Here is a 21,455-nt window from a genome sequence, read left to right as displayed (position 1 = left end):
TCCGCGGCCGCCTTTTCATGCGTGCGAGAACCGCGCCGCCCGCGCCGATCACTCCTCCACGAAGGTCACGGTCTCGGCCACGCTTGCACGCGAGGTGCGGTAGCTGTTGACGTTGTGGGCGTGGTCGGCATAGCCGAACGAAATGCCGCAGACGACGCGGCGATCGTCGGGCAGGTTGAAGTGGCGGCGGATCAATCCGGAGTGCCGCGCAAGCGCGGCTTGCGGAATGGTGCCGAGCCCGAGCGCCTGCGCGGCCAGCATGAAATTGGAGACATAGGCGCCGCAATCGATCGCACCGTAAATGCCGAGCGGCTCGTTGGTGTGGATGATCGCAACATGCGGTGCGCCGAAAAAATTGTAGTTCTCCAGCGCCTGCTTGGCGTAAGCGCTTCTGTCGCCCCGGGCGATGCCGAGCGTGTTGTAGAGCTGAAAACCGCTTTCGCGGCGGCGCTCGAGGTAGACGCCGACATATTCGCGCGGGGGCGTGAAATCGTAATCGTCGCCGAGACCCTTTGAAGCTTCCGCGTAGATCGCCTGGCGAAAACGCTCCTTGGCTTCGCCGCTGGCGATGACGACCTGCCAGGGCTGGCTGTTGCACCAGGACGCGGTACGCTGCGCGGTCGTCAGCACATGCTCGATGGTCGCGCGATCGACCTGCTTTGGCAGGAACGCGCGGACGGAGTAGCGCTCGTTGAGCAGCTCTTCGAGCACGTCGATGCGGTCGTTCTGTTTGACTGTAGCGTCCATGGCTCGTCTCGCTTTCGTGCCCGGACGCGACGCAGCACGAAGTGATGCGGCGCAGAGCCGGGGCCCATTGTGGCTCCTGGGTCCCGGCTCTGCGGAGCGGCACTTCGCGCCGCACCGCGTCCGGGACACGAGAAAAATCACCGCCCCTTGGTCGGGATCTTGTTGTAGGGCACGTCCTTGTCGACGCGGATGTCGCCGGGCAGGCCCAGCACGCGCTCGGCGATGATGTTGCGCAGGATCTCGTCGGTGCCGCCGGCGATGCGCATCGAGGGCGAGGACAGCAGCATCTGCTGGAACTGGCCCTGCACGGTTTCCTCGTCGCTGCCGGTGAGAACGCCGGCCGCACCCTGCAGGTCCATGGCGTAGGTCGCGATGTCCTGCAGCATCATGCCTGAGACCAGCTTGCCGATCGAGTTCTCCGGCCCCGGCCGCTCGCCCTTCGACAGCGCCGAGATCGTGCGGTAGCTGGTATATTTCAGCCCGTTCGACTTCGCCGCCCAGCTCGCCAGCTTCGAGCGCACGGCGGGATCGTCGATGGCCAGGCCATCCTCGAGCATGAGGTTGGAGCAGAATTCGAACATCTCAGGCACGCCGGTCGCCAGCCGCGCGCCGATCGACATGCGCTCGTTCATCAGCGTCGTCAGCGACACGCTCCAGCCGTCGCCGACCGCCCCGAGCCGCTGGCTGTCCGGGATCACCACATCGGTGAAATAGACCTCATTGAACTCCTGCATGCCGTTGGCCTGCTTGATCGGGCGAACCTCGACGCCGGGGCTCTTCATGTCCAGGAAGAACATGGTGAGCCCCTTGTGCTTGGGCACATTGGGATCAGTCCGCGCGATCAAAAGGCCATAGTCGGAATAATGCGCGCCCGAGGTCCAGATCTTCTGGCCGTTGACGACCCAATCGTCGCCCTTCTTCTCGGCACGCGTCCGCAAACCGGCCACGTCCGAACCGGCGGACGGTTCGGAGAACAGCTGGCACCAGATCTCCTCGCCCGAGGCGAGCTTCGGCAAGTACCGGCGCTTGGCGTCCTCGCTGCCGAACGCCATCACGGTCGGGCCGCACATGCCCTCGCCGATCTGGAACGGCTGCGTCAGCTTGCCGTAGACGCCTTCCTCCTGCTGCCAGATCACCTTCTCGATCGGTGTCGCGCCGCGGCCGCCATACTCCTTGGGCCAGTGCAGGCAGGCCCAGCCCGCATCGGCCTTTTTCTTCTGCCAGGCCTTGCCGACCTCGACGATATCGCGGCCGGCAAGACGAATGCGGCCGAGCGAGGATTTTGACAGCTCGGCATGCAGCTCCTTCGGCGCATTGGCGTCAATCCATTTGCGCGCGGTCTCGCGGAATGCGGCTTCCTGCGGGGTGTCGTCGAAATTCATGGCGGACCTCTCAATCCTTGCGCGGGTGCGTAGGGTGGGCAAAGCGAAGCGTGCCCACCACGTTTCGTTCTCGACAGAGTTGGTGGGCACGGCGCGTACCGCGCCTTTGCCCACCCTACGATTCTAGCCTCTTCCCTTCGTCGGGATCTTGTTGAACGGCACGTCCTTGTCGACACGGATATCGCCGGGCAGGCCCAGCACCCGCTCGGCGATGATGTTGCGCATGATCTCGTCGGTGCCGCCTTCGACGCGCGTTCCGGGCGCGCGCAGCAGCATGGCCTGGAAACGGCCGGCCAGCTCGGCAGCCTCGCCGCTGACCACGCCCGCGGCCCCCTGCAGATCGAGTGCGTAGGTAGCGACGTCCTGGATCATCGAGCCCGCCACCAGCTTGCCGATGGAGTTTTCCGGCCCCGGCCGCTCGCCTTTCGACAGCGCCGAGATCGTGCGCATGCTGGTATATTTCAGCCCGCTCGCCTTCACCGCCCAGTTCGCCAGCTTCGAGCGCACCGCGCGGTCCTCGATCGCAGGGCCGTCGTCGAGCATCAGGCTGGAGCAGTACTCGAACAATTCAGGGAAGCCGGTCGAGACCGCCGCACCGATCGCGCTGCGCTCGTTCATCAGCGTGGTCAGCGAGACGTTCCAGCCGTCGCCGACCTCGCCGAGGCGCTGGTGGTCGGGAATGCGGACATTGGTGAAATAGACCTCGTTGAAGTCGGACGCCCCGCTCGCCTGCTTGATCGGCCGCACCTCGACGCCGGGGCTCTTCATGTCCAGGAAGAACATGGTGAGACCCTTGTGCTTGGGCACGGTCGGATCGGTGCGCGTGAGCAAGATGCCATAGTCGGAATAATGCGCGCCCGAGGTCCAGATCTTCTGTCCGTTGATGATCCAGTCGTCACCGTCCTTCTCCGCGCGCGTACGCAAGCCAGCCACGTCGGAGCCGCCGGCCGGCTCGGAGAACAGCTGGCACCAGACCTTCTCGCCGGAGGCGAGCGGCGGCAGATAGGTGCGCTTGTGCTCCTCGCGCGCGAACGCCATCATGGTCGGCCCGCACATGCCGTGGCCGATGATGAACATGCGGGACAATTGGCCGAACGGCCCCTCTTCCTGCTGCCAGATCACGCGCTCGATCGGCGACGACCCACGGCCGCCATATTCCTTCGGCCAGTGCAGGCAGGCCCAGCCGGCATCGGCCTTCTTCTTCTGCCAGGCCTTTGCGACGTCCAGGATGTTGGCGTTCTTGAGCACGGTGCGGCCGAGCGAGGATTTGCGCAGCTCCTCCTCATATTGCTTGGGCGCATTCGCCGCGATCCAGGCACGCGCGGTGGCGCGAAATTCGGCTTCCTGCGGGGTGTCGTCGAAGTTCATGGTTCAGTCCTCAGCCGCGCATTCATCTCGTAGGATGGGTAGAGCGCAGCGAAACCCATCTCTTTCAATCTCCGCGTGGCGATGGGTTTCGCTTCGCTCTACCCATCCTACAAATCGGCGCTTACGCCGCGTTCTTCTTGCGCATGCGGTCGATCAACTGGTCTTCCCAATAGCTGAGGCTGCCGAGCCCGAGCGCCATCGCATTGGCGCGGCGGTAGTACATGTGGCAGTCGAACTCCCAGGTGAAACCCATGCCGCCGTGGACCTGGATGTTGTTCTTGGCGCAGTGCTGGAAGGCCTGCGTCGCGCTGATGCGCGCGGCGGCCGCGGCCTCCGACAGCTCGGCGGCGTTGGTCGAGAGCGCCCAGGCGCCGTAATAGCTGTTGGAGCGCGCCAGCGTCGCCGAGACGTACATGTCGGCGAGCATGTGCTTGACCGCCTGGAACGAGCCGATCTGGCGGCCGAAGGCGATGCGGTCGAGCGCGTAGTCGCGGCCCATCTCCAGCGCCCGGTCGGCGCCGCCGACCTGTTCGAACGCGCAGAGCACCGCGGCGCGGTCGAGCACCTCTGTGAGGATGCTCCAGCCTTCGCCGGCGGCGCCGAGTGGCTCCGCCTTGGCGTCCTTGAAGGTGATCTCGGCCTGCCCGCGGGTCGGATCGAGATTGGTGAGGCTTTTCACCTCGACGCCGCCAGCCTTCAGATCGACCAGGAACAGCGAAATGTCGCTGTCGCGCCCGCTCGATCCGGTGCGCGCGGCAACCACCGCAAAGTCTGCAATGGCACCGTCGGGGACGGGCTTCTTGACGCCGTTGAGCAGGCCGTTCGCAGCCGTCAGCTTGACATTCTTCGGCGACGGATTGCCCTTGCCCTCGAACAGCGCCAGCGTGCCGATCGCTTCGCCCGAGGCGATCGCAGGCAGCCATTTCTTCTTCTGCGCCTCGCTGCCGGCGATCAGCAGCGCTTCGGCGGCAAGATAGACCGTCGAGGAGAACGGCACCGGCGCATTGGCCCGGCCCATCTCCTCCGCGATCACGCAGAGCTCGAGATGGCCGGCCCCTGCGCCGCCGAACTCTTCCGGAATCGCAACGCCGAGAAAGCCCATCTCGGCGAGGCCCTTCCACAGCTCCTTGTCGTAAGGCGCCTTGCCGTCGAGCACCACGCGCACCGCCTTGGGCGAGCACTTTTCAGCGAGGAATTTGCGCGCCTGGTCGCGGAGCTGCTTCTGGTCGTCGGAGAAATCGAAGTTCATGGCGGGCTACCTCTTATTGTCTGTCACTTCTATTGAGACCGTCATTTCCGGGGCGCCGCGTAGCGGCGAGCCCGGAATCCATTTCTCCAGGCGTATGCGGCCCGATGGATTCCGGGTTCGCGCTACGCGCGCCCCGGAATGACGAATGGAGAGAGAAGTACTTCATCGCAGCACGATCACCTCGTCATCCGGCGTGTCCGCATAGAGCCGCTCCACCAGCGCGGCGCGCCGCTCAAGGCCGGCGCGCTGGTTGATGTAGCCCTTGTCGGTGAGCTCGTTGCCGTCGATCGAGGGCGGCTCGACCATCAGCATGGCGCGCGCGATGATGCGGCTGCTGGCGCCCTCGCATTCCTTGTTATGCGCTTCCAGCCCGCGCCTGAAGCAGGCAAGCACCTCAGGGTGCTTCACCGCATCGGCAAAGCTCAGATCGGGATTGCCGGCGAGCTGCCGGCAGGCGTGAAGGTTCGGCCAGGCCAGCAAGCCGATGAACGGCCGGTCCTGTCCCGCGACCAGTGCGTCATGCACCACCGGCGTTGCGGCTGCGATCGCATCGGTGCGGAGCGAGCCGACATGCACGAAGGTGCCGGTGGTGAGCTTGAAATCTTCGACCACCCGCCCCGCGAAGATGATGCCCTTCACCGGATCGGTATCGTCCACGAAAATTCCGGCATCCCCGATGCAGTAGAAGCCTTCTTCGTCGAACATCTTCTTCGTCAGCTCCGGCTGGCCGAAATAGCCGGGCGTGACGTTGACGCCGCGCAGGCGCAGCTCGTATTTCGAGCCGCACGGCACCATCTTCAATTCGACCCCGGGGAACGGCAGGCCGATCAGGCCGACGCGCTCGGTGTCCCAATAGGTGCCGGTCGAGGTCGGCGCGGTCTCGGTCGAGCCCCAGCCGGTGTAGAACACGATGCGCTCGCCGGTGGTCTTGACGGCGAGAGCCTGCATGCGGTCATAGAGATCGTCAGGCAGCCGCGCGCCGCCATAGGCCATGATCGACAGATTCTTGAAGAACGAGCGGCACAGCGCGTCGTCCTTTTCCATGGCGGCTGCGAGCGCCGCATAGCCGGCCGGCACGTTGGCGTAATAGGTCGGCGAGATCTCGCGCAGGTTCCGCAGCGTCTCCTCGAACTGGCCGGGCATCGGCCGGCCGTCATCGATATAGAGCGTGCCGCCATCGATCAGGATCGGGTGGAATGCCGCGTTGCCGCCCATGGTGTGATTCCACGGCATCCAGTCCAGCATGGTCGCAACAGGGCCATCAGGCGAGCGTGGACGCACCTGCATCATCATCGCGGCATTGGCGCACATCATCTCCTGCGTGTTGATGACGGCCTTGGGCATGCCGGTCGAGCCCGACGTGAACAGCAGCTTGCCGACGGTCTGCGGCGTAATTCTTGCGATCGAATCCTCGACGTCCTTTGTCACCGGCGTGGCCGCCAACTCGGCAAAGCTGACGCTTGTGATGCCCTCACAAGGCCGCGCGACGTGAACCACGGTGACACCGGCGAGATCGAGCGCTTTCAGCGCCTTCTCGAAGGTCGGACCGTCCTGCACCATCAGCACGGCCGGCTTGATCAGGTCGAACAGGTACTTCAGCTTGACGTGATCGTGGCTCATCAGCGAGTAGGCCGGCGACACCGGCGCCGCCGGTGAGCGTGCCTGCATCGCGGCCTGCGTCATCAGCGCATGCTCGATCGAATTGCCGGAGAGGATCGCAACGGGGCGACCATCGAGCCCGAGATCGAGCAGGCCTTGCGTCAGCGCATCCACGGTGCGCTTGGCTTCAGCATAGGAGACCTTGCGCCATTCGCGGTTCGGGCCGCCGCGCTGCGCCAGCCAGATGCGCTCGGGCGCTTCCTTCGCCCACTTCGCCAGCGACGCCGGAATGTGCTTCTCGTAAGCTTGCAGCGGAATGCGCGACTTCAGCACCACCGTGCCGTCGGCGCGGCGCTCGACGTCGATGTCGCGCTTGAGCCACTCCACTTTGCGAAAGGCGGGCTTCGTCATCACCGCCGCCGCGCTTCCACCCATTTTGCGTCTCCCGGAATTATGTCCTTCGCGGATCTTCGTGGTTCAGCGCTTGATATAGACAGGCTTTCGCTTCTCAAGGAAGGCCCTGATCCCTTCCGAAAATTCCTCCGAGCGGCTGCAGAGAACTTGGTTGCGATCCTCCATCGCGATCGCAGCCTCCAGCGAACCGGAATCGACACTCATGTTGAGGCATTCCTTTGAGAGCCTCAGCCCCACGGGCGAAGCCGTCATCATCGCCTCGACATAGGGCTCGGCCGCTTCGTCGAGCTTGTCCTCGTCCACGACCTCCGAGACGAGGCCGACCGCAAGCGCCCGCTCGGCGCCGATGAAGCGCCCGGTGAGGATCAATTCAGATGCTACGGAGACGCCGACGAGGCGCGGCAGGAAATAGCTGGTGCCGATATCGCAGCCGCCGAGGCCGAGCTTGATGAAGGCGCAATTCATCCGCGCCGATTTCGTCGCGATGCGGATGTCGGAGGCGAGTGCCAGCGCAAAGCCGCCGCCCGCGGCCGCGCCCTGCACCAGCGACAGGATCGGCTGCGGACAACGTCGCATCAGCATCACGATGTCGGCGATGCGGCGTTGCGAATCCAGCGACTCCGTGACGCCGGGCGGTTCTTGCTGCCCGGCACGGCGCGCCATCGCCGCCTTGAGATCGAGGCCTGCGCAGAAATTTTTGCCGGCGCCTTTGAGCACCACGACACGCGTGTCGCGGTTGCGCTGCAGGCCCTGGAAATAGACGTTGAGCGCGTCGATCAGCGCAGGATCGAGCGCGTTGAGGTGTTCAGGCCGGTTCAGCGTCACCCGGTCGACGCCGTCGTCATGCTCGATCAGCAACGGTTGGGACATGGGGCTCGTCCTTTCGTGCCACACGGAGACGGTCTCCCACCCTCCCCTGGAGGGGGAGGGTCGACTCACATTGCGCGCAGCGAAATGTGAGTCGGGGTGGGGTGACAGTCTCTCCGTTTGAGACGCTGCCCGTGTGGAGAGATCACCCCACCCCGCTCGCGCCTCGCGCGATCGACCCTCCCCCTCCAGGGGAGGGTAAGAAGAACACCGCTTACCGCGGCGCCATGCGGATGGCGCCGTCGAGGCGGATGGTCTCGCCGTTCAGCATCGGGTTCTCGACGATGTGCACGGCGAGCGAGCCGTATTCGGCGGCATCGCCGAGACGCGAGGGATGCGGCACCTGGGCGCCGAGGCTCTTGCGGGCCTCTTCGTTCAGACCCATCAGCAGCGGCGTGAAGAACAGGCCGGGCGCGATGGTGTTGACGCGGATCTTCTGGCTGGCGAGATCGCGCGCGGCCGGCAAGGTCAGGCCGACCACGCCGCCCTTCGACGCCGAATAGGCGATCTGGCCGATCTGGCCTTCGTAAGCCGCGACCGACGCCGTGTTGATGATGACGCCGCGCTCTTCACCGACGGGCTCGATCGTGACGAGGCGCTCGGCGAACAGGCGCAGGCAGTTGAAGGTGCCGATCAGATTGACGTTGATGATGCGCGCGAACTTTTCGAGCGGATAGACGCCGTCGCGGCCGACGATGCGCTGCGAGCCGCCGATGCCGGCGCAGTTCATCAGTACGCGAGCGACGCCATGCGCGGCTTCGGCTTTCGCGATTGCCGCCTTGATCTGCTCTTCGCTGGTGACATCGGCATGCAGCGCGACGCCCTTCACTTCGGCGGCGACCTTCTCGGCGTTGTCCTTGTTCTGGTCGATCACGCCGATCTTGGCGCCTTTGGCCGCCATGGCGCGGGCGGTCGCCTCACCGAGGCCTGAGCCGCCGCCGGTGATGAGAACGGCTACGTCTTTCAACTGCATCGCTTGTACCTTTCCTTGGGCGTTTCTTCTCTGGACTTTAAGAGGTTCAGCCGGATCATCCGGCTGCAACGGCTTCCCCGGCCTGCGTGAGGATGCCGCCGCAGATCAGCGTTTCCATGTGCTTGATATATTGCCGGCAGACGTCATCGGTGACCGGGCCGACGCCGGTCGCGCGGGACATCGCATGCCGGCCGAAGAACAAATGATCGCAGGCACCGATCAGGCTGGTGTAGAACAACACCGGATCGGTCTGGCGGAATTCGCCGCGGCTGACGCCTTCGGCCAGCAGGCGGCGGTGAAAATCCAGCAGCGGTGCGACGAAGAACTTCGAGACCTCATCGGCCGAGTCGGCACTGGTCTCGTGCAGGAGATAGTGTATCAGCCGGTTCATATAGGGGAACCGGTGATAGGCGCGGATGATGCCGGCGATATGCAGCTTGAGCTTCGCCGTCGCCGTGATCGGTTGCGCCAGAAGGTATTCGAGGTTGGACATTTCGGTTGCGGCATCGCGCGCCAGCAGCGCCAGCAGCAAGCCGTCCTTGTTGCCGAAATGATATTTGACCAGGGCGGCGTTGGCGCCCGACTTCTGTGCGATGTCGGACAGCGAGATCTCGATCGAGGAGCGTTCGATCATCAGCTCGCTCGCGGCCACGAGCAATTTCTCCGCCGTGGAATTCTTCCCGCTGGGGAGCCTGTTCGGTACGCTGGTAGCCACGGAAGTTCCCTGTTCGCCGCTCGGAGCGGAGCGCAGATAAGCCCAAGCAGCGCCTCATCACAAGAGTTAATTGATCGATTGACTAAACGATCTCCCGTCCCTTAAATCCGTCCCCGACAACCAACCCAAAGCAAGAATTCAGGGAGAAACCGACATGGCCGAGGCTTACATCGTCGCCGCCGCGCGTACCGCCGGCGGGCGCAAGGGGGGCCGCCTCGCCGGCTGGCATCCGGCCGATCTCGCCGCGAGGGTGCTGGACGAGCTGGTCGACCGCACCAAGGTCGATCCTGCCTTGGTCGAGGACGTGATCATGGGCTGCGTGATGCAGGTCGGCGAGCAGTCCAACAACGTCGCGCGCAACGCGGTCATGGCCTCGAAGCTGCCGGAGAGCGTGCCGGGCACCTCGATCGACCGCCAGTGCGGCTCCTCACAGCAGGCGCTGCACTTCGCCGCGCAGGCCGTGATGTCCGGCGCCATGGACGTCGTGATCGCGGCCGGCGTGGAATCGATGACCCGGGTTCCGATGGGCCTGTCCTCGCAGCTTCCCGCCAAGAACGGCTTTGGCAATTACAAGAGCCCGGGCATCGAGAAGAAGTACCCGAATATCGTGTTCAGCCAGTTCACCGGCGCTGAGATGATGGCCGAGAAGTACGGCCTCTCCAAGGACGAGCTCGACCAATATTCCTACGACAGCCATCAGCGCGCGATCGCGGCGACGCAAGGAGGCCACTTCAAGAACGAGATCGTGCCGCTCGAGATCACCCGCGCCGACGGCTCGAAGGACACCCACCACATCGACGAGGGCATCCGCTTCGACGTCACGCTCGACGGCATCAGGGGCGTCAAGCTGATCGCCGAGAACGGCAAGCTCACAGCGGCCAGCGCCAGTCAGATCTGCGACGGCGCCTCGGGCGTCATGGTGGTGAGCGAGAAGGGCCTGAAGCAGCTCGGCGTCAAGCCGCTCGCGCGCGTCCATCACATGACCATGACCGGCGGCGACCCCGTCATCATGCTCGACGCGCCGCTGCACGCGACCAAGCGCGCGCTGGAGAAGGCCGGCATGAAGATCGGCGATATCGACCTGTTCGAGGTCAACGAGGCCTTCGCCTCGGTGCCGACCGCGTGGCTGAAGACCACCGGCGCCGATCCCGAGCATCTCAACGTCAACGGCGGCGCCATCGCGCTCGGCCATCCCCTCGGCGGCTCCGGCACCAAGCTGATGACGACGCTGGTCCACGCCCTGCATCAGCGCGGCAAGCGCTATGGCCTGCAGACCATGTGCGAAGGCGGCGGCATGGCCAACGTGACGATCGTGGAGCGGCTGTAGGTCCTCTCTCGTGTCCCGGACGCGCTGCAGCGTGAAACGCTGCGGCGCAGAGCCGGGACCCATGCCTCACAGTGGAGACCCCGGATCTGCAGCGCGCCGCTACGCGCTGCGCTGCGTCCGGGGAACGTCACATCCATTCGCCGGTATTAAAGCAGCCCATGACCCACCCCTCCATCCACGCCCGCACCACGCCCGACAAGATAGCCTACCAGATGGCCGGCACCGGCAAGGCGATCACCTATCGCGAGCTCGACGAGCTCTCGAACCAGGGCGCGCAGCTGTTTCGCTCGCTCGGGCTGAAGGCCGGCGACCACATCGCGCTATTGATGGAGAACCGTCTCGCCTTCATGGAGCTGTGCTGGGCTGCGCAGCGCAGCGGGCTCTATTACACTGCGATCAGCCGCTATTTGAAGCAGGACGAGATCGACTACATCATCGCCGATTGCGGCGCCAAGGTCGTGATCACCACGCCGAAATGCGCCGACCAGATCAAGGGCCTGAACAAGGGCGCCGCCGGCGAGCCGATCTTCTACATGATGGACGAGCCGCTGCCCGGCTTCCGCTCCTACGACAAGGAAGCCGCGGCGCAGCCGACGACGCCGATCTCCGACGAGGTCGCCGGCTACGACATGCTGTATTCGTCCGGCACTACCGGGCGGCCCAAGGGCGTCAAGAAGGGGTTTGAAGGCAAGCCCATCGACGAGCCGAGTCCACTTCTGCGCGTACTCTGCGCCGACATGTGCGGCATGAACACCGACAGCATCTATCTGTCACCGGCGCCGCTCTATCACGCTGCGCCCTTGCGCTTCAACATGATGGCGATCGTGCTCGGCGGCACCTCCATCATCATGGAGCACTTTGACGCCGAAGAGTTCTTGAAGCTGGTCGAGAAGTACAAGGTCACCCAATCGCAGCTCGTGCCGACCATGTTCGTGCGCATGCTGAAGCTGCCGGACGAGGTCCGCACCAAATATGACGTCTCCACGCTCAAAGGCGCCATTCACGCCGCCGCTCCCTGCCCGGTCGACGTCAAGGCAAGGATGATCGAATGGTGGGGGCCGATCCTGATCGAGTATTACGCGGGTTCGGAAGGCAACGGCGTCACTGTCTGCAGCTCGCAGCAATGGCTGGAGCATCGCGGCAGCGTCGGCCGCGCCGTGGTCGGCAAGGTCAAGATTCTGGACGACAACGACGAGGAGCAGCCGGTGGGCGAGATCGGAACGGTCTATTTCGCCGACGCGCCCGCGTTCACCTATCACAACGATCCCGAGAAGACGAAGAAGGCCTATAATGCCAGGGGCTGGTCGACGCTCGGCGATGTCGGCTACCTCGACAAGGACGGCTTCCTCTATCTCACCGACCGCAAGTCCTACATGATCATCTCCGGCGGCGTGAACATCTATCCGCAGGAGACCGAGGACGTGCTGATCACCCACCCTGACGTCGCCGACGTCGCGGTGTTCGGCGTCCCGAACGAGGAAATGGGCGAAGAGGTCAAGGCGGTGGTGCAGCCGCACGACATGACGCGTGCCGGCAAGGCGTTCGAGGCCGATCTGATCGCCTATTGCAAGGGCCGCCTCTCCGCCATCAAGTGCCCGCGCTCGATCGATTTCGAGCCCGAGCTGCCGCGCACACCGACCGGCAAGCTGGTGAAACGGCATCTGCGCGATCGGTATTGGCCGAAGACCGCGGCGAAGATTTAGGGGAGAATTCGTAGGGTGGGCAAAGGCGCGAAGCGCCGTGCCCACCATCTCTCGATTTCGATAAAGGTGGTGGGCACGCTTCGCTTTGCCCACCCTACGACGCCGGCGCAAGCCGTCTCAATCAAACAAGCTCGGCGTGTGGTTCACCAGCGCGCCTTCGATCTCGAGCATCTTCAGCTTGGTCACCACGCCGCCGTTGGCCGAGAAGCCTCCGGGCTTGTTGCCGGCGGCGAGCACGCGATGGCAGGGCACCACGATCGGGCACGGGTTGCGGCCGAGCGCCTGGCCGACATCGCGCGACAGCTGCACGCCGCCGAGCTGCTTGGCGATATCGCCATAGGTGATGGTCTTGCCCGGCGGAATCGCGCGGGCGATCTCATAGACGCCGCGGTTGAACTCGGGCACGCCGTCGAGATCGAGCGGAATGTCGGTGAGGTCATCCGGCTCGCCCGCGAGCAGTCTTGTCATGCGGTCGATCGCCTCGCGCACCTCGGCGGTCGGCTCGGCTTCGGTGGCCTCGGCGTGGCGCTGGCTGATGCGGGTGCGGATCTTCTGCTCGCCACCCATGGGCAATTGCGTGCCGTTGATGCCGCGCGGGCCCCAGGCGATGGCGCAAAGGCCGATCCTGGTATCGAACAGGGCAAAATGCTGGTCGGTCATGATTTGGTTCCTGGCTTGCGTCCTCGTCGCATGCCCCCATCGTGATCTCGGACCAAATCTAGGCTTGGAAATAGTTGCGATCCACCCGGTTTCCGGGAATCTTGCACAGGAGTTCCGCCTGCCTCGCGAGTCCAGAATGCAAAGCCTCCACGTCAATGGTTACGACATGCCCTATCTCGACGTGGGCGAGGACAAGGGCCGGCCGCCGCTGGTCTGCGTGCACGGCTCGCTCAACGACTTCCGCGTCTGGGGCTGCGTGCTCGGACCGCTGACGCAGCAGCGCCGGGCAATCGTGGTCAGCCTGCGGCATTTCTTTCCCGACCGCTGGGACGGCATCGGCGACACCTATTCGATCGCCCAGCATGTCCAGGACGTGATCGCCTTCATCGAGAAGCTCGACCTTGGCCCCGTCGACCTGATGGGGCATTCCCGCGGCGGGCACATCTGCTTTCGCGTGGCTCAGCAACGCCCCGATCTGCTGCGACGGCTCGTCCTGGCGGAGCCCGGCGGCGAGCTCGATGCCAGCCTCGATCCCGATTATGTCGGCGGCCCCTCGCCGCTGCTGGCGCGCTTCACGGCTTCGGCCGAGAAGATCGCCGCCGGCGACGTCGACGGCGGCCTTGCCGTTTTCGTCGACACGCTGGAAGGCGCCGGCACCTGGCCGCGGCTGCCGGCGATGGTGAAGCAGAACCTTCGCGACAACGCCTATACGCTGATCGGCCAGGTCCGCGACAACCGCCCGCCCTTCTCGAAGGCGGATGCGGAGTCCATCAAGATGCCGACGCTGTTCATCCTGGGGGCGCGGACCAAGGGCCTGCTGCCGAGAGTGCTGCATGCGCTGGCCGCGCATGTGCCCTATTCCAAGACCGCAATCATTCCGAACGCGACGCATCCGATGTTCGAGCAGGCGCCGCAAAAATTCTCCGAAGTGGTCCTGGACTACTTAGCAAGTTGATTCTTGGCGAGCTGATCATGCAGACATTTCGCGTCAACGATTACGACATGGCCTATCTCGAAGTCGGGAGTGGCCGGCCGCTGGTCTGCGTGCACGGCACGCTCGGTGATTTCCGCACCTGGTATTCGGTGCTCGGTCCTCTGTCGAAGACCCATCGCGTGATCGCGGTCAGCCTGCGGCATTTCTTCCCCGAGCATTGGGACGCCGTCGGCGATGACTACAAGATGGCGCAGCACGTTGCCGACGTGATCGCGTTCATCGAGCAGGTGAAGCCCGCGCCCGTGGATCTGATGGGCCATTCACGCGGCGGCCACATCGCGTTTCGCGTGGCGCAGGCGCGGCCGGATCTGCTGCGAAAACTGGTGCTGGCCGAGCCGGGCGGCGATCTCGACGCCAGCCTGCCCGTGCCCGAAGGCACGCCCGCGCATCCGCCGCTGGCGGCGCGCACGGCGCGCTCGGTCGAGATGATCCGCGCCGGCGATCTCGAGGGCGCGCTGCAGAATTTCTACGAGGGCATCGAAGGCGACGGCGCCTGGCGGCGCGTTCCGGCGGCGGCGAAGCAGCAGCTGCGCGACAACGTGCTCACCTTCCTCGGCCAGATCAACGAGCAGCGCCGGCCCTATACGCTCAAGGACGCGCAGGCGGTCAGGACGCCGACGCTGCTGATCGGCGGCGGCGCGACGACAGGAAGCCTGTCGGTGTTGTGGCGCGTGCTGGCCGCCCACATCGCGGGAGCTGAGACGGCGGTGATTCCGAACGCCGGCCATTGGATGTTCGAGCAGGCGCCGCTGGAGTTCGGCGAGGTGGTGAACCGGTTCTTGGCGGAGTAGCAGTGCTGTTCACCTCTCCCGCAAGCGGGGAGAGGCGAAAAACAAGACCTCACGCTTTCCACACACCGACCGGCATCTTGATCGCTGCGTTCAGCCGGTTCCAGACATTGATGGTCGCGATCGACAGGATCAGCGTCGCGAGCTCGCGTTCGTCGAAGTGCTTGTCGGCCTCGCTCCAGACCGCATCCGACACCGGATCCTCGCGATCGGCAAGACGGGTGACGGCCTCGGTCAGCGCCAACGCAGCGCGCTCGGCCTCGGTGAAATAGGGCGCATCGCGCCAGGCGGACACGGCGAACAGGCGCTCGTCGGTCTCACCCAACTTGCGGGCGATCTTGGGATGCATGTCGACACAGACGCTGCAACCGTTGATCTGGCTGGCGCGCAGGTGCACCAGTTCCAGGAGCTTTTCCGGCAGGCCCTGCTTGGTCAGGTTGCCGAGGGACTGCAGGACATTCATGGCCTCGGGGAGCACCATGACGGGGTGATTCATGCGGGCGTGCATCATTTTCGTCTCCATCGCTCGAATTTCGAAGGTTCCGGTCACATCGGCCGGATCGGCTTCGTCATGGGCATGACGGATCGCGACGAGGGAATGTGACCGATGACCGAACAAAATTTTCTCACTGAACAGTTCGAGGCCAGCAGGGACCATTTGCGCGCGGTCGCCTACCGGATGCTGGGCTCCCGCGCCGAGGTCGACGATGCCGTGCAGGAGGCCTGGCTGCGGGTCAGCCGCTACGACATGTCCGATATCGCGAATTTGCGCGGCTGGCTGACCACCGTGGTCGCGCGCATCTGCCTCGACATGCTGCGCGCGCGCAAATCGCGCAAGGAAGAACCGATGGGCCCGCATGTGCCGGAGCCGGTCGACGAGACGCCGCTGCGCGAGGCTGAGATGGCCGACTCCGTCGGCGCGGCGCTGCTCGTCGTGCTGGAAACGCTGCAGCCTGCGGAGCGGCTCGCCTTCGTGCTGCACGACATGTTTGCGGTGCCCTTCGAGGAGATCGCGCCGATCGTCGGCCGCTCGGTCGAGGCGTCGCGGCAGCTCGCCAGCCGGGCGCGGCGGCGCGTGCAGGGGGCGCCGGTCCCCGAGACGGACCTGTCGCGTCAGCGCACCATCGTCGATGCCTTCCTCAAAGCGTCGCGCGAGGGCAATTTCGAGGGGCTGCTGGCCGTACTCGATCCCGACGTCGTCTTCCGCGCCGACGAGGCCGCGGTGCGGCTCGGCACGCTGGCCGAGATCCGCGGCGCGGATGCGGTCGCGCAGCTCTACAAGGGTCGTGCCCAGGCGGCGCGGACGGCGCTGGTCGACGGCGAGATCGGCGTGGCCGTCATCCTCGGCGGGCAGCTGCGCATCGCGGTGCGCGTGACATTCAAGAATGACCGCATTGCCGGGATCGAGGCCTTGGCTGATGCGGAGCGGATCGCCGCGCTGGAGGTGGAGGTGCTGGAGGGCTGAGGCCCGAACGCAATATCGCGAAAACAACCCCATGCACAGTAGACGGGCCTAGCGATATCAATCGCTTAGCTAACGCCACGCGAGGGCATTGCGCACCCTCCGATACCGCTTGACGACCTCCCTGGCAGAGCGTAGCGTCGAATACGGAATTCCGTATTCCTACTTCGGAGCTGCCGGCGTGATCCCCCTCGACCCGCTCCCGAACCTGATCGACCAAGTCTATGCGCGCATCCTGGAGGCGATCTCCGACCGCACGCTCGAGCCCGGCCAGCGCATCCGCCAGAACGAGCTCGCCGACAAGCTCGGCGTGTCCCGCCAGCCGGTATCGCACGCGCTGCATCTGCTGCACCGGCAGGGTCTCGTCGCCGAGAGCGGCAAGCGCGGCTTCGAGGTCACCCAGCTCGACCCTGCGCGTATCTGCCAGCTCTACGAGGTGCGCGGCGCGATCGATGCGCTGGCGGCCCGGTTAGCTGCGATACGCGCGGGACACGACGCGGCCGGCCGCGCGCGGTTGGAAGCGGCACTGGCCGCCGGAGGCCGCATCGACCGCACCACGACTCTGGCCGAGCTCATCGTGCTCGATGTCGATTTTCACCGCGCGATCTATCAGCTCGCCGGCAATCCCGTGATCGAGGAGACGATCGCGCCGCAATGGCCGCATATGCGCCGCTCGATGGCGACGGTGCTGTCGGAGCTCGACTATCGCGGCAGCGCCTGGGCCGAGCACGCCGGCATCGCCGGGCACATTCTCGCAGGCGATGCGAGCGCGGCCGAACGCGCCGCGCTGGCGCATGCGCAAACGGCGGGACGGATGACCGAGGAGAGGTTGAGGGCGACGAACGAGGCGGCGTAGCCACACAAGCTCGCCGTCATTCCGGGCGCGCGACAGCGCGACCCGGAATCTCGAGGTTCCGGGTTCGATGCTTTTGCATCGCCCCGGAACGACAACAAAAAACCCAAGGAGGACGGCCCATGAAACTGTCTCAGGAGCAATTGGAGTTCTTCCACCGCGAGGGCTGGTTATTCCTGCCCGAATTGTTCGCCCAGGAGGAGATCGACCTGCTCGCGCGCGAGGCGGTCGCCATTTACGACACCAACCGGCCGGAAGTCTGGCGCGAGAAGAGCGGCGCACCGCGCACCGCGTTTGCCGCGCATCTCTACAACGAGGCGTTCGGCATCCTCGGCGCGCATCCGCGCATGATCGAGCCGGTCGAGCAATTGTTCGGCGAGCCGGTCTACATGCACCAGTTCAAGATCAACGCGAAATCGGCCTTTACCGGCGACGTCTGGCAATGGCACCAGGATTACGGCACCTGGAAGCGCGACGACGGCATGCCGGAGCCGCGGGCGATGAACATCGCGATCTTCCTCGACGAGGTGATGCCGATCAACGGCCCCTTGATGCTGGTGCCGCGCAGCCAGAACGCCGGCGATCTCGAGGCCTCGCACGACCTCGCCACCACCTCCTATCCGCTGTGGACGCTGGACGAGGCGACGGTGACGCGCCTCGTCGCGCAGGGCGGCATCGTCGCGCCGACCGGCAAGCCCGGCGGCATGCTGATGTTCCACGGCAATCTCGTGCACGGCTCGAGCGGTAACATCACGCCCTATTCGCGCAAGATCGTGTATCTGACGCTGAACGCGGTCTCGAACTACATCCGCACCCCCACGCGGCCGGACTATATCGCCCATCGCGATTTTACGCCGATCAAGACCGTGGACGACGATGCGCTGCTGCGGCTCGCCCGTGCCCCGCGGCAGGCGGCGGAGTAGACTGTCATTCCGGGGCGACGCGTAGCGTCGAGCCCGGAATCCATTGGGCCGCAGAGACTGCGGAAGAATAGATTCCGGGCTCGCGCTTCGCGCGCCCCGGAATGACGAACGTTGATAGCTCACCTCGCCTGACAGCCATATCGCTCACGGACCATTCCCATGAACCTCTTCCGCCTCCTCCAGGCCCGCGCCTCCGCCGGCAAGCCGGTCCGTGTCGCATTGATCGGTGCGGGCAAATTCGGCTCGATGTTCCTGGCGCAGGTGCCGCACACGCCCGGGCTGGAGGTGCCCATCATCGTCGACATCGACCGCGACCGCGCACGCGAGGCCTGCCGCACCGTCGGCTGGGACGCGGAGTGTATCGCGGCAACAATGTTCACCGACGACGGCGCGCGCGCCATCGCCGGCGGCGCGATGGATGTGGTGGTGGAGGCGACCGGAAATCCCGCCGCGGGGATCAAGCATGCGCGTGCCGCGATCGCCGCGGGCAAGCATATCGTGATGGTGAATGTCGAAGCCGACGTGCTGGCGGGGCCGCTGCTCGCCGAGGAAGCGCGCAAGGCGGGTGTGGTCTATTCGCTCGCTTATGGCGACCAGCCGGCGCTCACCGCCGAGATGGTCGACTGGGCCCGCGCCACCGGCTTCCGCGTCGTGGCCGCCGGCAAAGGCACGAAATACCTGCCGGCCTACCACGACGTGACGCCTGACGGCGTCTGGCAGCATTACGGCCTGACCGCAGGCGAAGCGCAGTCGGCCGGCATGAATCCGCAGATGTTCAACTCGTTCCTCGACGGCACCAAATCGGCGATCGAGATGGCTGCGATCGCCAATGCCTGCGCGCTCGACGTGCCCGCTGACGGCCTGCTGTTTCCGCCCTGCGGCGTCGACGACCTGCCGCACATCATGCGGCCGCGGTCGCGCGGCGGCGTGCTGGAGCGGCCCGGCGTGGTCGAGGTCGTCTCCTCGCTCGAGCGCGACGGCCGGCCGGTGTTCCGCGACCTGCGCTGGGGTGTCTACGTCGTGCTGGAGGCTCCGAGCGACTATGCCGCCGACTGCTTCCGGCAATACGGCCTGAAGACCGACGCCAGCGGGCGCTATGCCGCGATGTACAAGCCCTATCACCTGATCGGGCTCGAGCTGAACATCTCGGTGCTGTCAGCCGCGCTGCGGGGCGAGCCGACCGGCCAGGCCAGCGGCTTCCGCGGCGACGTGGCGGCAGTCGCCAAGCGGAATTTGCGCGCGGGCGAGTTGCTGGACGGCGAGGGCGGTTACACGGTGTGGGGCAAGCTGGTACCGGCGGCCGCGAGCCTGAAGGCCGGCGCGCTGCCCATCGGCCTCGCACACCGCGTGAAGTTGAAGCATGACGTCGCGCACGGCGCGGTGGTGCGCTGGAGCGATGTCGAATTCGATGCGGGCAACGAAACGGTGAAGACGCGCAAGGCCATGGAAACCGCATTCGCAGCGCAGCATTGACCGACTTGGCGGGGACCAGCCAAAGCGCGCTTGATTTGCGGTTCCCCTTTGGTCATGCTGGCTGCGATCCGGGAATACTGAATTTCGGACATACATAAGGAAACGTCGGCCAGCGACGAAGACGAAAGCGGCGCCAAGACCGCGATCCCTCGTCGAGGACTCGGCATCACAGGAGGGAAACGCATGGAACGTCGTAAATTCCTGACGGCAGGCGGGCTGGGCCTTGCCGCAAGCGCAGTTGCAGCGCCAGCTATCGCGCAATCAATGCCGGAAGTGAAATGGCGGCTCGCCGCGAGCTGGCCGAAATCACTCGATACGCTTTATGGCGGCTGCGAATATTTCTGCAAGCGCGTTGCCGAGATCACCGACAATCGTTTCCAGATCCAGCCCTTTGCTGCCGGTGAGCTCGTGCCTGGCCTGCAAGTGCTCGACGCCGTCTCCAACGGCACGGTCGAGATGGGCAACACCGCGCTGTATTATTATTGGGGCAAGAACCCGGCGTTCACGTTCGGCACGTCGCTGCCGTTCGGTCTCAACACGCGCCAGCACATTTCCTGGCTGCTGTGGAGCGGCGGTCAGGACATGCTCAACGACCTCCTCAAGGAGTACAATGCCATCGGCGTGCCGACAGGCTCGACCGGCGCGCAGATGGGCGGCTGGTTCCGCAAGGAGATCAAGACCGTTGACGATCTCAAGGGCCTGAAATTCCGCGTCGGTGGCTTCGCCGGCACCATCATCGCAAAGCTCGGTGGCGTGCCGCAGCAGATCGCCGCCGGCGACATCTATCCTGCGCTGGAGAAGGGCACGATCGACGCGGCCGAATGGGTCGGCCCGTATGACGACGAGAAGCTCGGCTTCGTGAAGGTCGCAAAGTATTATTACTATCCGGGCTGGTGGGAAGGCACCGGCCAAGGCCACAACATCATGAACCTCGAAAAGTGGAACGCGCTGCCGAAGCCTTATCAGGCCGCCATCAGCGCGGCCTCGCTGGACACCTTCACGTGGGTGACGGGCAAGTACGATTCGGTCAATCCGCCGGCCTTGAAGCGATTGCTGTCTGTCGGCGCGATCCTCAAGCCGTTCCCGCAGGAAGTGCTCGAAGCCTGCTATGGCGCAGCCAACGGGATCTACGCCGATCTCGCCAAGAGCAATCCGCATTTCGGCAAGATGTATGCGAGCCTGACGGCCTTCCGCAGCGATTCGCTGGCGTGGATGCAGGTCGCCGAGCTCAGCTTCGACAGCTTCATGATGCGGATGCGGACGCGGACGTAACTGCAACGCGCCACGAAGCCCAAAACGACGAAAGCCCCGGAGATGTCTCCGGGGCTTTTTTTGCGTGTATGAAGGTCTCGTAGGGTGGGCAAAGCGACTTGTCCGCCGTAGCTCAAAGACGAAGGCGGCGGAAGCGTGCCCACGCGTTTGTTTAGGCAGGGAGCACGTGGGCACGGCGCGCTGCGCGCGCCTTTGCCCACCCTACGGCCGCGAATGCGCAGCGCGAGCAGCCGCGCCACAAACATTCTCAGTTCTCGTCATCTCCGAGCGCGGCCATCAGCTTGTCGTAGTGCTTGGCGACGAGATCGATATTGCCCTTGTTCTCGACCGCGGGCGCCGGCGTTTTCAGCGCTTCGTTGAGTTCGTCGAGCGCTTCCTTTTTGTCCTTGGCCGGCATCTTCTTGTCGGCCTGCACCTGCGCGATCTGCGCCTTGATCACGGCGGCGGTGCCGACATACTTCTTGGTGGCGGGGTCGAAGCCGCCGATTACGAGGCTGATATTGTCGACGACGTTGCTGTAGTCGTCCAAGCCGGCAAAGCCATGCTTCTTGGCGACGTCATCGAGCTGCGCGATCACCTTCTGATCAGGCGCGGAGTTTTCCGGAAGCTTTGCCGTAACCGCGTCCATGTCCTTTTGCGCGGCGAGCACGCCGTCGATCTGCTTGTCGGTCAGCACAATCTGCTTG

At 64.9% G+C, this 21,455-nt stretch carries 20 protein-coding genes (1 of these 20 only partly in view); 9 read left to right on the top strand and 11 right to left on the bottom strand.

Going from position 1 to position 21,455, the window contains the following annotated elements:
- Nucleotides 1–48: 48 nt before the first annotated feature.
- The 8 genes from AC066S_RS01395 to AC066S_RS01360 form a co-directional block, all read right to left on the bottom strand.
- Nucleotides 49–747 (bottom strand): nitroreductase, encoded by a 699-nt coding sequence (locus AC066S_RS01395; protein WP_478268730.1) that lies wholly within the window; start codon nt 745–747, stop codon nt 49–51.
- Between the two features lie 137 nt (nt 748–884).
- Nucleotides 885–2,129, bottom strand: a complete 1,245-nt coding sequence (locus AC066S_RS01390; RefSeq protein WP_126259411.1) for an acyl-CoA dehydrogenase — start codon at nt 2,127–2,129, stop codon at nt 885–887.
- 123 nt (nt 2,130–2,252) lie between these two features.
- On the bottom strand, nt 2,253–3,497 hold the full coding sequence (locus tag AC066S_RS01385; protein WP_478268729.1) for an acyl-CoA dehydrogenase: 1,245 nt from the start codon (nt 3,495–3,497) through the stop codon (nt 2,253–2,255).
- 121 nt (nt 3,498–3,618) lie between these two features.
- The gene (locus AC066S_RS01380; protein ID WP_478268728.1) at nt 3,619–4,746 is read right to left on the bottom strand and encodes an acyl-CoA dehydrogenase family protein; all 1,128 of its coding nucleotides are present in this window, start codon (nt 4,744–4,746) and stop codon (nt 3,619–3,621) included.
- A gap of 162 nt (nt 4,747–4,908) precedes the next feature.
- Nucleotides 4,909–6,780, bottom strand: coding sequence for an AMP-binding protein (locus AC066S_RS01375; RefSeq protein ID WP_478268727.1), 1,872 nt, complete (start codon nt 6,778–6,780; stop codon nt 4,909–4,911).
- A 42-nt stretch (nt 6,781–6,822) separates the two neighbouring features.
- A complete protein-coding gene (locus tag AC066S_RS01370) occupies nt 6,823–7,629 on the bottom strand; it encodes an enoyl-CoA hydratase/isomerase family protein (protein WP_478268726.1) in 807 nt (268 codons plus the stop codon).
- Nucleotides 7,630–7,840: 211 nt separating this feature from the next.
- Entirely contained in the window at nt 7,841–8,599 is a 759-nt protein-coding gene (locus tag AC066S_RS01365) for an SDR family NAD(P)-dependent oxidoreductase (RefSeq protein WP_126259406.1), read from the bottom strand.
- Between the two features lie 55 nt (nt 8,600–8,654).
- The gene (locus AC066S_RS01360; RefSeq protein ID WP_126259557.1) at nt 8,655–9,257 is read right to left on the bottom strand and encodes a TetR family transcriptional regulator; all 603 of its coding nucleotides are present in this window, start codon (nt 9,255–9,257) and stop codon (nt 8,655–8,657) included.
- A 211-nt stretch (nt 9,258–9,468) separates the two neighbouring features.
- On the opposite strand from AC066S_RS01360, the gene AC066S_RS01355 reads away from it, so the two are divergent.
- Nucleotides 9,469–10,641, top strand: a complete 1,173-nt coding sequence (locus AC066S_RS01355; protein WP_478268725.1) for an acetyl-CoA C-acetyltransferase — start codon at nt 9,469–9,471, stop codon at nt 10,639–10,641.
- Nucleotides 10,642–10,799: 158 nt separating this feature from the next.
- Nucleotides 10,800–12,344 carry an acyl-CoA synthetase gene (locus AC066S_RS01350; protein WP_478268724.1) on the top strand — a complete coding sequence of 515 codons (1,545 nt, stop codon included), beginning with the start codon at nt 10,800–10,802 and terminating at the stop codon, nt 12,342–12,344.
- A 117-nt stretch (nt 12,345–12,461) separates the two neighbouring features.
- On the opposite strand, the gene AC066S_RS01345 is transcribed toward AC066S_RS01350, so the two are convergent.
- On the bottom strand, nt 12,462–13,004 hold the full coding sequence (locus tag AC066S_RS01345) for a methylated-DNA--[protein]-cysteine S-methyltransferase (protein ID WP_135166208.1): 543 nt from the start codon (nt 13,002–13,004) through the stop codon (nt 12,462–12,464).
- Between the two features lie 136 nt (nt 13,005–13,140).
- On the opposite strand from AC066S_RS01345, the gene AC066S_RS01340 reads away from it, so the two are divergent.
- Both AC066S_RS01340 and AC066S_RS01335 read left to right on the top strand, forming a co-directional pair.
- Nucleotides 13,141–13,959 (top strand): alpha/beta fold hydrolase, encoded by an 819-nt coding sequence (locus AC066S_RS01340; protein ID WP_478268723.1) that lies wholly within the window; start codon nt 13,141–13,143, stop codon nt 13,957–13,959.
- 17 nt (nt 13,960–13,976) lie between these two features.
- Nucleotides 13,977–14,789 carry an alpha/beta fold hydrolase gene (locus AC066S_RS01335; protein ID WP_126259401.1) on the top strand — a complete coding sequence of 271 codons (813 nt, stop codon included), beginning with the start codon at nt 13,977–13,979 and terminating at the stop codon, nt 14,787–14,789.
- Between the two features lie 49 nt (nt 14,790–14,838).
- Here AC066S_RS01335 and AC066S_RS01330 read toward each other — a convergent pair whose 3' ends face one another.
- The gene (locus tag AC066S_RS01330) at nt 14,839–15,294 is read right to left on the bottom strand and encodes a carboxymuconolactone decarboxylase family protein (protein WP_478268939.1); all 456 of its coding nucleotides are present in this window, start codon (nt 15,292–15,294) and stop codon (nt 14,839–14,841) included.
- A gap of 99 nt (nt 15,295–15,393) precedes the next feature.
- On the opposite strand from AC066S_RS01330, the gene AC066S_RS01325 reads away from it, so the two are divergent.
- From AC066S_RS01325 to AC066S_RS01305, 5 genes are all read left to right on the top strand, one after another.
- Nucleotides 15,394–16,251, top strand: coding sequence for a sigma-70 family RNA polymerase sigma factor (locus tag AC066S_RS01325; protein ID WP_135170592.1), 858 nt, complete (start codon nt 15,394–15,396; stop codon nt 16,249–16,251).
- A 178-nt stretch (nt 16,252–16,429) separates the two neighbouring features.
- Complete coding sequence (locus AC066S_RS01320) at nt 16,430–17,104, top strand: GntR family transcriptional regulator (RefSeq protein ID WP_478268938.1); 675 nt, start codon at nt 16,430–16,432, stop codon at nt 17,102–17,104.
- A 119-nt stretch (nt 17,105–17,223) separates the two neighbouring features.
- Nucleotides 17,224–18,024: a phytanoyl-CoA dioxygenase family protein gene (locus AC066S_RS01315; protein ID WP_478268722.1), complete on the top strand. Its 801-nt coding sequence runs from the start codon at nt 17,224–17,226 to the stop codon at nt 18,022–18,024.
- A 159-nt stretch (nt 18,025–18,183) separates the two neighbouring features.
- A complete protein-coding gene (locus tag AC066S_RS01310; protein WP_478268721.1) occupies nt 18,184–19,497 on the top strand; it encodes an NAD(P)H-dependent oxidoreductase in 1,314 nt (437 codons plus the stop codon).
- A 183-nt stretch (nt 19,498–19,680) separates the two neighbouring features.
- Complete coding sequence (locus AC066S_RS01305) at nt 19,681–20,769, top strand: TRAP transporter substrate-binding protein (RefSeq protein WP_126259396.1); 1,089 nt, start codon at nt 19,681–19,683, stop codon at nt 20,767–20,769.
- 247 nt (nt 20,770–21,016) lie between these two features.
- On the opposite strand, the gene AC066S_RS01300 is transcribed toward AC066S_RS01305, so the two are convergent.
- Nucleotides 21,017–21,455: the 3' portion of a hypothetical protein gene (locus AC066S_RS01300; RefSeq protein WP_135170591.1), read on the bottom strand. 155 nt of this gene lie beyond the right edge of the window; only the last 439 of its 594 coding nucleotides appear in the window; its start codon lies beyond the right edge, outside the window — the gene reads right to left on this strand; it ends in the stop codon at nt 21,017–21,019.

Source organism: Bradyrhizobium sp. CFUWI (assembly GCF_056429085.1).
The sequence above is the reverse complement of the archived record's forward strand: the minus strand, read 5'-3'. Positions and strand labels throughout refer to the sequence as shown.